Raw genomic sequence first — 14,237 nt, 5'->3', positions numbered from 1 at the left:
AAGAACCCTTTGGTTCGCTCGTCCAATTGTTTGTGCTGTTTAACCACCTGCTTTTTGCGAGGATTTACCCTATGCGCGTTTGTGTCATCGGTACAGGATACGTTGGTCTAGTTACTGGAGTTTGCCTTGCTCATATCGGGCATCAGGTTATCTGTGTAGATAACAATGAAGAAAAGGTCAAACTGATGCAGTCCGGGCAGTCTCCCATTTTTGAACCAGGGCTGTCGGAACTGATGAAGGAATCGATCGATGCTGGACGGATCGAGTTCACTACAGACCTAGCATCTGGCGTATCACACGGGGAAGTTCTGTTTATTGCGGTTGGAACGCCCCCCTTACCGACTGGAGAGAGTGACACGCGCTATGTAGAAGCGGTTGCTCGCGGAATTGGTGCCCATCTGAACGGTGGTTACAAGGTCATCGTTAACAAATCAACCGTGCCCATCGGTTCGGGCGACTGGGTGCGGATGATTGTCCTGGATGGCATTGCTGAGCGGCAAAAGACCCTGGTTCCAGCAGGGGGAGCCACCGACGTAGTTGCACCCGAGAGTGACGCTAGCTTTGACGTAGTCAGCAATCCAGAGTTCTTGCGGGAAGGGTCAGCTGTTTACGATACCTTCAACCCCGATCGGATTGTGCTAGGCAGCAACAGCCCCCGTGCCGTTGCGATGATGAAAGAACTTTATGCGCCGATTGTGTCTCGTCAGTTTGCAGACGATAAAGCAGCGCCCACTGTCCCTGTGGTGGTTACTGACCTCAGCTCGGCTGAAATGGTTAAATATGCCTCGAATGCATTCCTGGCGACCAAAATCAGCTTCATCAACGAAGTGGCTAACATTTGCGATCGCGTTGGTGCAGACGTAACCCAGGTGGCAAAGGGTATTGGTCTAGATTCCCGGATTGGCAACAAGTTCTTGCAAGCGGGCATTGGCTGGGGTGGTTCCTGCTTCCCCAAAGATGTGTCTGCCCTGATCCACACGGCTGACGATTACGGCTATGACACCCACCTGCTTAAAGCGGCTGTGAATGTTAACCAGCGCCAGCGTTTAATTGCGGTTGAGAAGTTGCAGCAAGTGCTCAAAATCCTCAAGGGTAAGACGGTTGGTCTTTTAGGACTGACCTTTAAGCCCGACACAGATGACATGCGCGATGCGCCTGCTCTCGACCTGATTGAGCACCTCACCCGTTTGGGCACCAAAGTTAAGGCATTTGACCCACTCGTTTCCCAAACTGGAATGCGGCATGGTTTGTCGAATGTGATGGTTGAAACCGATCCAGAGCGCCTGGCTGATGGCTGCGATGCCCTGGTGCTAGTAACCGACTGGAAACAATTCCGCACGCTGGATTTTGCCAAGATGGCGAAGCTAATGAATAACCCAGTAATCATTGATGGTCGCAACTTCCTCGACCAAGAAGAGCTAGAGAAGTTGGGCTTCCGCTACGTTGGCATCGGTCGCTAACCTGGCAACCAACCTCAATAAACGTTGAGCAGTAGGGGCAAGGTTACTTGCCCTTACTTGTTTTGGCTAGAATTGAAAAGTCCAGGCATCCGATCGCTCAACGCTCTTTACCCTTTCCCATCTTCCCTTTACGCTGGGTTTGATGGGGAACGCTCATCGTGAATTACGAGGGTGGGTTTGATGACGACTTCAGAACAGCTACTCGCGAAGAAGCAAAACAATCTTAAGATTGCAGCACTGACCTGTTATGACTATCCAACTGCGGTGCTAGAAGAGCAGGCTGGAGTCGATGTCATTTTTGTGGGCGATAGTGTGGGCACCAACATCTTGGGGTATGACAACGAAACCCAGGTGACGCTGGATGACATTATTCACCATCTTAAAGCGGTGCGTCGGGGTGCACGTCAAAGTTACATTCTGGGTGATTTGCCCTATGCGTGCTACGACACACCCGAACAAGCGTTGGATAACGCTCAACGGTTGGTAGCGGCGGGAGCCGATATTGTAAAACTGGAAGGCGATCGCCCCACAATCGTATCGCATCTGGTTGCCCACGGCATTGAGGTGTGCGGCCATATTGGGTTGCAGCCGCAAACCCATCAGCAGAAAGCCGTGCAAGGAAAAAGCTTTGCTCAAGCGAAAGAGTTACTGGAGCAGGCGTTAGACCTGGAGCAGGCGGGCATCAAACTGCTCGTTTTAGAACTGGTGCCAGAGGAAGTAGGTAAACTGATCACCGAAGCGGTTACCGTGCCCACAATTGGAATTGGCGCAGGTCGCTACACTGACGGTCAAGTGCTGATTGTCAATGACATTTTAGGCATTACTCCCCGCAAATTGAGATTGGCTAAGCGCTATGCAGACTATCAAACGTCAACGCTTGCCGTGATGAACCAGTACAAATTAGAAGTAGAAGAGCAGGTCTTTCCATCGGAAGATAATGTTCGCCACATGGCACCCGAAGAACTGCAACAGTTGCTGGATTGGGTGAAGCACCGCGAATGAAGGTTCCAGCAGATTACCCCTGGGCAGACACCGCAGAAGAGGCGATCGCCCTCCAGCAGTCGTTGCGCCAGCAGGTAATCACCACCGACCAGGTTGGCTCAGTGGGGTTAGTCGCTGGGGTTGACGTTGGCTTTGAGGATGGAGGAGAAACCACCCGGGCGGCGGTGGCGGTGTTGAGCTTTCCAGATTTGCAACTACAGGAACAGGTGTTGGCACGTCGCCCCACGAGTTTTCCCTATATTCCTGGGTTACTGTCGTTTCGCGAAATTCCGACGGTGTTAGACGCGCTGGAAAAGCTTCAGTCTACGCCCGATCTGCTGCTGTGTGACGGTCAGGGAATTGCCCATCCACGCCGCTTTGGGATTGCCAGCCATTTAGGAGTGATCATCAACTGGCCGACGATCGGCGTTGGTAAGTCGCTATTGGTAGGCAAACACGACGAGGTGCCCAACGAAAAGGGCGAGTGGCGATCGCTGCAACACAAAGGTGAAACGATTGGTGCGGTGTTGCGAACCCGAACGGGCACCAAACCGCTCTACATTTCCAGTGGGCACCGCGTTGGTTTGTCAACGGCGATCGACTATGTTTTGCGCTGCACGACCAAATATCGACTACCTGAAACGACGCGATTTGCCGACAAACTCGCCTCCGACAAGTCCGGCAGCGTGAACCCAGTTGCGTTTACTCCAGAGGCGGCGCGATCGGTAGATAACGGCGATCAGCTCAATCTGGAACTGTAGTTTCTTTCAATGCCTAACGGCTGGATTGCGTCAGCACTATTCTCATGGGCTGAGGTTTGAGCCAAGAGAACTTATTTTTTGACAACCAATGTTCCAGCCATCATGTCATGAAGTGCCTGCCGCTTCTCGGTGAACGCTGCCATGATGTAGCCAATCAAAAGAATAATGGACGAAATAAATTTGCCGAAATGTCTTCCTGTAGCTTTGCCAAATGAAATGCGATCGCCATTTTCATCAGTTACTACAATTCCCATTGCTTGTTTGCCCAGGGTTGCTTGTTGGGGTGAACTCTCCATCAGCGCATAATACAGCCAACCAACCAAAAGCCCCGCAATGCCCCCCAGCAGGGCAGCACCTTCTGAAGTTCCAGTGGTTAGACCATAAACAAACCCAATCATAAATCCTGCAATGGCACCTAGAATATATAAAATAATGCCATCGATCAAAGAAGCTGCAAATCTTGTCCAAAAATTCGCATATCTCATTCTTGAACTCCTGGTAATTCTTAATCACTCAATACAGACACGACAATCAGGACGTTTCGTTTGCATGAAACCCCGTGTAAAACTGTCAACTATAACCTGTTGAAATAGGTGAGTAGTTCTAATGATTTTGGGCAGGTACTTTCTTCCCAAAACCATATTTCTTGGCAATATTTCTTGGCAGTATTAAAAGGTTTCCCAGGACTGTATTCGCATTAACTATCAATGTAGTAAAAGTTTACCTACAGAAAACTGAGTGGCGGCACAGCAAAAAACAGCTCGGTGGCCTGTTAGCGGTTACCGAGCTGTCTTGTAACTAATAGCTCTCTAAACAACTTTTGAGCAACGGCTCCGGTTGTCCAGTACTTTGATGCACCTCTTACGTCTGACCCATTACGAAATCGGTGCCAGCCAGAGGCAGCTTTGCCATTGCTGACGCTTCTAGCGTTAAAGCCACCAGATCTTCCCGTTCAAAATTATGCACATCCGACTTACCGCAAGCACGGGCAAGGCTTTGCACTTCCATCACCATCGCCTGTAGATAGTTAGCAACATGAGTGGCGGCTTCCTCTACAGGCAATCGCGCCATTAACTCTTCGTCCTGGGTGGCAATGCCCACCGGACATAACCCGGTGTGGCAGTGGTGGCAGTGATAAGGTTCTGTGCCGAGTTTGAGATAGTCCTCTTCGTAAATGGGTTTGTTGCAACCCAACGCAATAAGGCTAGCCGTTCCAATGCTGACCGCATCGGCACCGAGCGCCAGCGCTTTTGCCACGTCAGGGCCAGAGCGAATGCCGCCTGAAATGACGAGTTGAACGTCGCCATAGACCCCGCTTTCCTTTAGCGCTTCCACCGCTTGCACCAATGCCGGAAGGGTAGGAATGCCGGAATGCTCCTGGAAAATGCTTTGGGTGGCTGCCGTGCCTCCCTCCATGCCGTCCAACACAATTACATCGGCACCGGATTTAACCGCCAGTTTTACATCATCTTTGACACGGGTAGCGCCCATTTTGATGTAAATGGGAATTTCCCAATCGGTGGCTTCCCGCAGTTCTTCAATTTTGATGCGGAGGTCGTCTGGTCCAATCCAATCGGGATGGCGAGAAGGCGATCGCTGATCTACCCCTTCTGGTAGCGTCCGCATTCCAGCCACCACTTTGTTCACCTTTTGCCCCAACAGCAACCCGCCACCGCCGGGTTTTGCACCCTGACCAATGACAATTTCGATCGCGTCGGCCTGCTTCAAATCTTTGGGGTTAAACCCATAGCGCGAGGGCAGACATTGATACACCAGCTTTTCAGAGGCTTCCCGTTCTTCTGCCAACATACCGCCGTCTCCGGTGGTGGTCGAGGTGCCAACCCACGTTGCAGCTTGACCCAACGCTACTTTGGCATTGCGGGATAGCGCTCCAAAACTCATCCCAGCGATCGTGATCGGAATTTCTAATTCCATTGGGCGCTTGGCGTAGCGAGTGCCCAACAACGTTTTGGTATTACAGCGTTCACGATACCCTTCGAGCGGCAGGCGCGTGAGAGAAGCCGTGAGAAACACAAGGTCATCAAAGCGAGGCAGGTTACGAAACGCACCAAAGCCCCGAATCATGTAGCGTCCCAATTCTGCCCGTTCCTGGATGGCTTGAATTACGTCTGGAGTAAAGGTGTTGCTGGTGCTTAATACGCGTCGTTCCATAGTGGCAGATGAAGGGTGAGGTAGAAATAAATGCTAGATAGACTAAAGGATGCTCTGGAACGGTACCAGCTACCTTTGAAGGCCGATTCAATCGTTTCTAATACGCATCCTTCCATTTACTAAAGTCACGGGCTTTAAAGTGATATAGCTCTTGGGCGCAGACTATTTTTTTAAAGTCATGGGTGTGTGGATCAATACCGAGCGGGTTTAGCTCGTCATTGAGGGTCTGCCAGTCCTGCCCGGTCATGGGTTCAATGCGGGCATCGGCACCGAGCGATCGCACCTCGCCCCCCACAAAAATTTCACCATCATAGATAGAGTCGCCCAAACTATCACCCGCATTGCCGCAAACAATGAACCGTCCTTGCTGCATCATGAAGGCGCTGCTTTGCCCTACATTTCCGGTTACAACCACGGTGCCACCCTTGAGGGATATTGCCGCCCTTGGCCCTGCATGACCCAAAATGCAAACCTTGCCGCCGTGGGCTGAGGCCGCAACGTTGGCCGAGGCATTTCCCCGAACGATAATTTGTCCAGACATTAAGTTTTCACCCACCGACCAGCCGCAAGAGCCATGAATGTCGATGGTGCTGCCGTCGCCCAATCCGCCGCAGTAGTAGCCGACTGCACCATGAATCTGAATGACGATTGGGCGATCGATCGCCACAGCCAGATTATGCCGTCCGGCGGGGTTAATTAAATCCACCTGCTCAACGCCCTGAGCCGCCAATGCTTTAAGCTGCTGGTTAATTTCGCGGGTCGTTAATAGGGTGCAATCCAAACTGGTTTTCGAGAGCGTTGTCTCCATTGAGGTTGGGGAAGTAGGTTGGGAAAGATTGAGGTGTCCAGGTGAACGATAAAGACGGGAAAGGCGTTATGAGGCCGTAAGCTGCAATTCGCGGGAGGCGGTTGCCACCGACCAAACGTTGACTTCACTGGCATCGGGTTCGCGAATGCCAGCTTCAGGATTAAAACCCGGCAAGTTGAGCAGCGATCGATATTCAGAGGCGATCGCCACCATCTCATCCGATTCGTAAATGACGGCAGGTTTGGCGGCAAATTTGTCTCGCACCAGTCCCACTTTGTCAGCCGTTGCCACTAAAAAGGTATAGGTACCATCAATAGCGCTCAACACCTTTTCCAGCGCTGTTTCTAGCGGTTCGCCTTGAAGAAGCTGATAGTGAATGTAGTGGGCGATCGCCTCCGAATCATTGTTGGTTTCAAACACCATACCTGCCCGCTCTAGCTGGAACCGCAGTTTGTAGTAATTTGAAATTTGTCCATTGTGGACGATCGACAGATCGTAGCTGGTGGTAAACGGATGGCTATGGTCAGTATCAACCACCGACTCGGTTGCCATGCGGGTGTGGGCAATGCCGTGGCTGCCGCTGAACCCATCCAGCCCGTACTGCCGTGAGAGAAAACTAACGGCTCCAACGCCCTTATAAATTTCCAGCTTTTGCCCGATGCTGCTGAGATGAAGCGACGGAAACTGCTGATGCAACGCCTGCTTAAACTGCCTGATATCAAACGGGCGATCGACATCCAACCGAAGGATAAAGCGTTGTCCACCCGGATCGGCGGCTGTATCAACGACCTCTGTAAACTGTTCCAACCATTGACTGACCTGCGACCAGGACTCGCTGCCGCGCAGCATCAGCTTAATTTGCCCTGGAGCCGCTTCGTTGCCATATAACGCCACTCCGCATGAATCAGGGCCACGGCTTTCAAGGGGTTGAATCAACGCCAGCAAATCTGAACCCAGTTCAGAGTGGTGGGTTGGGTTACGGTAGATAACGCCTGCAATTCCGCACAAAGTCGCCTCCTGGGAAACCGTGATCGATACAGAAGTAAGAACTGAGAGAGTCGTTGAAACGCTCTCAGGAAACAGAAACGCCCAACTCGTTATAACAAGTGAAAATTCAACAAACTGTGTACGGCATCACTTTTCAGGCGTGCTTTTGGTGAGCACCACCGAGTAACAGAGGCGATCGCCCCGTGATAGCGTCTCTCCGCAAATAATCGGCTGGTTTTGGCTGGTATAGGTCGTGTATCGGTTCACCAATAAAGGGGCACCCAGCGGAATTTCGAGATGTTCGCTCACGTTGTGCGTGGCATGGGTGCATTCCAGCGTCGTTTCAACCCGTTCGATCGACACTCCGTTTTTGTCTAGCGTGGGATAAATCAGGCTGGATTGCAGCTCTTTAGCAAAGGTTTTGCCAATCTCCAGCGGAATGTATGTGATGTCTAGCGCTACGGGAACCTGTTCGGTCAAGATGACCTTTGTTTGACAGTAGATTTGTTCCACAGAAGGCAACAGCTTTAGCTTATGGCGCACCTCATAGGGTGGGGGCAACGTCTCAAAGGAGAGGCTGCGAATCGAGGTGGAGACTCCCTGCCGTCCCATGTCTTCGTCGAAAAAGATCAGTGGATTAGAGAGCGATCGCGTTACCTTTTGCTGTGGTTTAACAAAAACACCGCGTCCCCGTTGCGAAACCACTAAGCCTTGATTGACCAAATTGGCGATCGCCCGTCTCACGGTAATGCGGCTAACCCCAAACTGCTCCATTAATTGATGTTCGCTGGGCAGTTGTTCCCCTGGCGTGTAGCGCTCATTAAAAATCTGTCCCCGTAGCTTCTCTGAGATTGCCAAATGCAGGGGAATTTGGTCTTGAGCCACTGCTGTCCTTGCCATTCGGGCACGTTCGTCTCAACACTATTTCTTTGTTATCAGTGTAGCCCCTGAATTCGCAGGAAAGGCATCAACCGATGCCATTTTAGAATTTGCATGGAGAAAACTGGCTGTGATTCATGGTTGCCCCACGGAACCCGTGTGAAGCAATTGAGCTGTCTAAAGACTAAACGAAAGTTAACATCTTTTTGCAGTACTTAATCTGAGCCGACAGCCAGCATCTCAGCCGCTGAAGCAGTATAAATGGGTTCAGCGTGGCTCAAATCGGTAGAAGGCTGAGCCAATAGGGGGCTGCCAGGGCACCCCTTGCCAGGGGCAAGATGCGATGGTGCGATCGCCCCATTCTATGCTTCCAGGTTTGGATATTACGTTGTTTGAAGTTTTTAAGCCTTTTACTGAATCGGGTAAAAGCGCTGCTGTACACTGGTTTCGATTGCACCGCAATATAGTATTCAATTGCATCGCAATACGTATCGGTCAACTGTAAAGGTTCAGCCGCACAGCTACCGTTAACAAGCACGACCGTTAACATCACGTAGTTTGGAGCCTGTATTCAATGTCTCATTCAGTCAAAATCTATGACACCTGTATTGGATGTACCCAGTGCGTCCGTGCTTGCCCAACTGACGTTCTGGAAATGGTTCCCTGGGACGGTTGCAAGGCACAACAAATTGCCTCATCCCCCCGCACCGAAGACTGTGTCGGTTGCAAGCGTTGCGAAACGGCTTGCCCCACAGACTTCCTCAGCATCCGGGTCTATCTTGGTGCTGAAACCACTCGCAGTATGGGCCTGGCTTACTAGATAGTACGCTTTCATTTTTACGTCGTAACGTTTCAGAATCCATTTATTAAATTGGGGGATCATCCCCCTCTTTTTTTGTCTTTTTTTAGGCCATGTTTCAGGAAAGGGCTGGTACGGAACTGTAGCACCCTAAACGGATCGGGGGAGAGTATTGTTCATTTTTTGTGGCATAGCCCTCAAACCTTGTTCTACTCTTTACTGTCTCTCAGCCTCAAGATCAAACGGAATGAATAGAATAAGTTACGACTAGACCGTCTTTTATACCTTGCAGGATTGGTGCAGCATGTGTGGAATTGTTGGATATATCGGTACCCAAGCAGCCAGCAGCATCTTACTCGAAGGGCTACGAAAGCTAGAATATCGCGGGTATGACTCTGCTGGCATTGCCACCGTTTTGGAAGGCGAAATTCACTGCGTTCGCGCCAAAGGCAAGCTGCAAAATCTGCAAGAGAAGCTAGAAGGGTTAGAAAATCCGGCACAACTGGGTATTGGGCACACTCGGTGGGCGACTCATGGCAAGCCAGAAGAGTACAATGCCCATCCTCATATGGATATGGCCTGTCGGATTGCGGTGGTGCAAAACGGCATCATCGAAAACTATCGAGAACTGCGGGAAGAGCTAAAAGCGAAAGGTCACGAGTTTCGTTCTGATACTGATACTGAAGTGATTCCGCACCTGATTGCGGAATTTATGAAGCGGCCTCTTCCTGCCGAGAAATCGCTAGGTCAGCAGTCTCCATTTTTGGAAGCGGTACGTCTGGCGGTGAATAAGTTGAAGGGGGCGTTTGCCCTGGCGATGATCTGTGCTGATCATCCCGATGAGCTGATTGCGGTGCGGCAGCAGGCTCCATTGGCGATCGGCTTTGGTCAGGGTGAGTTCTTTTGCGCCTCTGATACGCCTGCTCTGGTCACTCACACGCGTGCCGTGTTGACTCTGGACAATGGCGAACTGGCGCGGCTCACGCCATTGGGCGTTGAAATTTACAGTTTTGAGGGCGATCGCCTCAAGAAAACGCCGCGCACGCTGAACTGGAACCCAATCGTGGTGGAGAAGCAAGGTTTCCGGCACTTTATGGTGAAGGAGATCTATGAACAGCCGGGGGTGGTGCGATCGTGTTTGGAAGCCTATGTGGATAGTCATTGGTCATCCAGTTCCACCACTTCTCCGATTCAGCTTGGGCTGGCGGAGTCTTTTTACGACAATCTGGATCAGATTCAAATCGTGGCGTGCGGCACCAGTTGGCACGCTGGCCTGGTGGGCAAGTATTTGCTAGAACAACTGGCTGGCATTCCTACCCAGGTGCAGTATTCGTCCGAGTTTCGCTATGCGCCGCCGCCGATGTCTCCAAATATGGTGATGATTGGGGTGACGCAGTCGGGCGAGACGGCGGATACGTTGTCGGCTTTGCAGATGGAAAAGCAACGGCGAGCCGATCAAGGTACAGAACATCAGGTTCGCTTTTTGGGCATTACCAACCGCACAGACAGCACCCTGGCTCAACTGGTGGATTACTTGATTGATACGCGAGCCGGAATTGAAATTGGCGTTGCGGCAACCAAAACGTTTACGGCGCAACTGGTGGCGTTCTATTGTTTGGCGCTGGATTTGGCTTATCGTCGCAAGACATTATCATTGGAGCGGCTAGAGCAAATCATTACTGAACTGCGGCAGCTTCCGTCTCAGATGGAATTGATTTTAGAAAGCCAGGAACGGTACATTGAGGAACTGGCTCACGATTTTGCTGAAACGCAGGACTTTATCTTTTTGGGACGGGGGATTAATTTCCCGATCGCCCTTGAAGGTGCATTGAAGCTGAAGGAAATTAGCTACATTCATGCAGAGGGCTATCCGGCGGGTGAGATGAAGCATGGCCCGATCGCGCTATTGGATGCTAAGGTGCCTGTGGTGGCGATCGCCATGCCGGGAACGGTGTATGAAAAGGTGCTTTCTAATGCTCAAGAAGCAAAGGCGAGAGATGCGCGGTTGATTGGGGTAACGCCGATGAATAATGAAGAGGCGGCAGATGTATTTGACAATATCCTGCCAGTGCCGTCGGTGGAGGAGTTGCTGTCTCCGATATTGACGGTAATTCCATTGCAATTTTTGGCGTATCACATTGCGGCACGCAGAGGCTTAGATGTCGATCAGCCAAGGAATTTGGCTAAATCTGTAACCGTCGAATAGTTACCAAATGCCAATTTTTGTAATTAGCGGCTGACATTCTAGGGCTTGAGGATCAAGGATGGAGTGGAAGATGGGAATACTCGGATGTGGCGTTTGACGCTTGAGTATTTGCTGTCTCTACTCCTCCTAATTTAAGGTCTTATGCCTTCTACACCTGAGACTCTCTCTAAATTTATCCAATTCTGCCAACAGCATTTGAAAGGCGACGAAAAAGGAGAGGCACAGGTGTTTCTCGATCGCTTCTTTCGGGCATTTGGGCATGAAGGGGCGATCGAAGCAGGCGCAACCTATGAGGAACGGGTAAAGAAGGGCAGCAAGGCAGGGAGAACAGGCTTTGCCGATCTGGTCTGGAAGCCGCGTGTATTGATTGAGATGAAGAAGCGCGGGGAAGACCTCAACAAACACTATTCTCAGGCGTTTGAATACTGGACTCGCTTAGTGCCAGATCGCCCCCGGTATGTTTTGCTGTGCAATTTTGATGAGTTTTGGATCTTTGATTTTGATATTCAGTTAGATACGCCAGTGGATATGATTCCGCTGGTGCAACTGCCAGAGCGGATCAGTGCCTTTGCTTTCATGGAGTTTGAGAACCGCACTCCGGTCTTCAACAACAATCAGATAGAGGTGACGGAACGGGCTGCCCGTCGCATGGGCGCATTGCTGGTGGAGCTGAAAAAACGGGGTATTGATGGGCTGGTGGCACAACGGTTTATCTTGCAATGCGTATTAGCGATGTTTGCCGAAGACCGCAGGCTATTGCCCAATAGTTTGTTTATTTCCTGTGTGCAAGATTGTTTGAATGGGCAGAGTTCCTATGATATGTTGGGGGGCTTGTTCCGAGAGATGAATACACCCGGCATTACACCTGCTGGACGCTATCAGGGTGTGGATTACTTCAATGGTGGTTTGTTCTCGCTCATTCATCCATTGCAGTTGAGCAAGGAGGAATTGAAGTTTCTGGAAGTATGTGCGCTGGAAGATTGGAGCAAGGTTCGTCCGGCGATTTTTGGCAATTTGTTTGAGTCTGCCATTGACGAACAAGAACGCCACGCCCACGGCATTCATTTCACATCTGAAGCAGACATCATGAAGATCGTTCGTCCTACCATTTCGCGCTATTGGGAAGAACGGATTGAAGCGGCTAGCACGATCGCTGAACTCACTGCCTTACAACTTGAACTGCAAACGTATAAGGTGCTTGATCCGGCTTGCGGTTCTGGTAACTTTCTCTACATTGCCTATCAAGAACTAAAGCGCATTGAACAGGTTTTGCTCGATAAGATGGCGGAACGTCGCAGGTCGCCTCGTGAGCAAATGCAAATGGGCTTTGTGACACCGCAACAGTTTTATGGCATGGATACAAACCCGTTTGCGGTGGAACTGGCACGGGTGACAATGATGATTGGTCGTAAAGTGGCGATCGATCGCCTCGGTTTGTTTGAACCTGCACTTCCGCTAGATACGCTCGACCAAAATATTGAATGCAAAGATGCGTTGTTTAATGAGTGGGTAAAAGCAGACGCAATTATTGGAAACCCTCCTTTTCTAGGTGGAAAACATATGCGAATTGCGATCGGAGATGAGTATATCGATCGCGTGTTTAATCGGTTTCCTGATGTCAGAGACTCGGTTGATTTCTGTGCTTATTGGTTCCGCTTAGCTCATGATTTGATTCAAGAAACCAACGGTAGAGCAGGATTAGTTGGCACAAATTCAATTAGTCAAGGCAAGAGTAGAACTGCATCGTTAGGATACATTACTCAGAACAACGGGTATATTCATGAAGCTGTTTCTACACAGGTTTGGTCTGGTGAGGCGAATGTGCATGTAAGTATTGCTAACTGGAGTCGAGAAGAACCCAAAAGATATTTCCTAGATAATGTAGAAGTTCCACACATTATCTCCTCGCTAAAGGCAATTACCGATGTCACCCAAGCCGTTCGGTTAAAGGCAAATCTCAACTGGTGTTTTCAGGGTGTGATTCCAGTTGGTGAAGGCTTCATTGTTACAGAAGAACAAGTTAACAGTTGGATTGAGACAGATCCAAAAAACAAAAATGTTCTCAAGCTATTCTCAATGGGAGCAAATCTAGCCAAAAATCCAAACGGATTGCCCGAACGTTGGATTGTTGATTTCAACGATATGTCGATTGAGGAGGCAAGTGAATATAAGCTGCCCTTTAATCATGTGAGAACAACCGTTAAACCTGTCCGAGATCGAAATCGTAGAGAGGTTACTAAACTCAATTGGTGGAAGTATGGAGAGAAACGACCCGCATTGAGAAGGGCTCTTGCCCCTCTTTCTTACTGTTTTGCTGTTCCAGAAGTTTCAAAGTGGGCTTTGTTCATTCCCTTTCCTAATAATTGGTTGGCAGGGAACAATGCTCATCCGGTAGTTTCAGACGATTTTTATATTCTTGGAATTCTCACCTCCAATGTTCATCGGCTTTGGGTTAAAGCTCAAAGTTCTACGCTAGAAGATCGAACTCGCTACACCCACAACACCTGCTTTGAAACCTTCCCTTTTCCCCAAAACCCAGATTCAAATATTGTTGAACAAATCCGATCGTCTGCTTTAGAACTCCATCAATATCGCAGCGAACAGATGGAGAAAAAACAGTGGGGCATCACCAAACTCTACAACGAATATTTTGCTGAACCCACCAGCCAGCTCTATAAACTCCATGCCAAACTCGATCGCCTCGTGATGCAAGCTTATGGCTTCAGCGACAGCGATGATATTCTCGAAAAACTACTCGCCCTGAATCTTGAACTGGCAGAAAAAGAGAAGCGAGGTGAATCTGTAATCGGGCCTTGGGCACCTCAAACAGAATGAGAGGCGATCGTTCTTTCCTGAAAGAATTACACTATTCCTCATCTTCTAGAAGCTTTCCGAGGTTGTGAGCTTCCATCAAATCTTGGTATCGATTGGGCAAACTCTCTCTGAGTGTGTCCTCGACAATACCGCTTACGGTTTGATCGCTAAGACCAGATAGTGTCTTCAACAGCCTATCTAAGCTAGGCGTAATATACAGACGCAATTCTGTTTTCTTTTTCTGTAATCGTTCACGGGGTGGGGGTATCAGTAGGCAGCAAGGATGGAACAGGTTCTCCCTGGCGAGCAGCCCGACATGCCTCAACCAAGTAATCTAACACTGGGCGATTTTGAGATCGCAAGGTTGTCA

The 14,237-nt window shown here is 50.0% G+C and carries 12 protein-coding genes; 6 read left to right on the top strand and 6 right to left on the bottom strand.

The features are described 5' to 3' along the window. Positions 1–71 precede the first annotated feature (71 nt). The 3 genes from IQ268_RS06180 to nfi all read left to right on the top strand — a co-directional run bounded on the left by IQ268_RS06180 (position 72) and on the right by nfi (position 3,202). Entirely contained in the window at positions 72–1,460 is a 1,389-nt protein-coding gene (locus IQ268_RS06180; protein ID WP_193876636.1) for a UDP-glucose/GDP-mannose dehydrogenase family protein, read from the top strand. Positions 1,461–1,640: 180 nt separating this feature from the next. Then, complete coding sequence (gene panB, locus IQ268_RS06175) at positions 1,641–2,462, top strand: 3-methyl-2-oxobutanoate hydroxymethyltransferase (RefSeq protein ID WP_193876634.1); 822 nt, start codon at positions 1,641–1,643, stop codon at positions 2,460–2,462. Then, positions 2,459–3,202 (top strand): deoxyribonuclease V, encoded by a 744-nt coding sequence (gene nfi / locus IQ268_RS06170; protein WP_193876632.1) that lies wholly within the window; start codon positions 2,459–2,461, stop codon positions 3,200–3,202. The genes panB and nfi overlap by 4 nt, the downstream gene beginning before the upstream one ends. Positions 3,203–3,273: 71 nt before the next feature. Here nfi and IQ268_RS06165 read toward each other — a convergent pair whose 3' ends face one another. The 6 genes from IQ268_RS06165 to IQ268_RS06140 form a co-directional block, all read right to left on the bottom strand. After that, positions 3,274–3,687, bottom strand: coding sequence for an RDD family protein (locus tag IQ268_RS06165; protein WP_193876630.1), 414 nt, complete (start codon positions 3,685–3,687; stop codon positions 3,274–3,276). A 376-nt stretch (positions 3,688–4,063) separates the two neighbouring features. Next, positions 4,064–5,374, bottom strand: a complete 1,311-nt coding sequence (locus tag IQ268_RS06160; protein WP_193876628.1) for an FMN-binding glutamate synthase family protein — start codon at positions 5,372–5,374, stop codon at positions 4,064–4,066. A gap of 97 nt (positions 5,375–5,471) precedes the next feature. After that, the gene (locus IQ268_RS06155) at positions 5,472–6,182 is read right to left on the bottom strand and encodes a protein glxC (protein ID WP_193876626.1); all 711 of its coding nucleotides are present in this window, start codon (positions 6,180–6,182) and stop codon (positions 5,472–5,474) included. Positions 6,183–6,248: 66 nt separating this feature from the next. After that, positions 6,249–7,190 carry a hypothetical protein gene (locus tag IQ268_RS06150; protein WP_193876624.1) on the bottom strand — a complete coding sequence of 314 codons (942 nt, stop codon included), beginning with the start codon at positions 7,188–7,190 and terminating at the stop codon, positions 6,249–6,251. Between the two features lie 126 nt (positions 7,191–7,316). Further along, a complete protein-coding gene (locus IQ268_RS06145) occupies positions 7,317–8,069 on the bottom strand; it encodes a GntR family transcriptional regulator (protein WP_193876622.1) in 753 nt (250 codons plus the stop codon). A 256-nt stretch (positions 8,070–8,325) separates the two neighbouring features. Further along, positions 8,326–8,601 (bottom strand): hypothetical protein, encoded by a 276-nt coding sequence (locus tag IQ268_RS06140; protein ID WP_193876620.1) that lies wholly within the window; start codon positions 8,599–8,601, stop codon positions 8,326–8,328. A gap of 21 nt (positions 8,602–8,622) precedes the next feature. On the opposite strand from IQ268_RS06140, the gene psaC reads away from it, so the two are divergent. The 3 genes from psaC to IQ268_RS06125 all read left to right on the top strand — a co-directional run bounded on the left by psaC (position 8,623) and on the right by IQ268_RS06125 (position 13,888). Then, positions 8,623–8,868 carry a photosystem I iron-sulfur center protein PsaC gene (gene psaC / locus IQ268_RS06135; protein ID WP_015160556.1) on the top strand — a complete coding sequence of 82 codons (246 nt, stop codon included), beginning with the start codon at positions 8,623–8,625 and terminating at the stop codon, positions 8,866–8,868. Between the two features lie 283 nt (positions 8,869–9,151). Then, positions 9,152–11,053 (top strand): glutamine--fructose-6-phosphate transaminase (isomerizing), encoded by a 1,902-nt coding sequence (gene glmS / locus IQ268_RS06130; RefSeq protein WP_193876618.1) that lies wholly within the window; start codon positions 9,152–9,154, stop codon positions 11,051–11,053. A gap of 141 nt (positions 11,054–11,194) precedes the next feature. Next, the gene (locus tag IQ268_RS06125) at positions 11,195–13,888 is read left to right on the top strand and encodes a DNA methyltransferase (protein ID WP_193876616.1); all 2,694 of its coding nucleotides are present in this window, start codon (positions 11,195–11,197) and stop codon (positions 13,886–13,888) included. The last annotated feature ends 349 nt before the right edge of the window (positions 13,889–14,237 follow it).

It is taken from the genome of Oculatella sp. LEGE 06141, assembly GCF_015207605.1.
GTDB lineage: Bacteria > Cyanobacteriota > Cyanobacteriia > Elainellales > Elainellaceae > Oculatella.
This window is presented reverse-complemented; position numbering and strand designations above follow the sequence as displayed.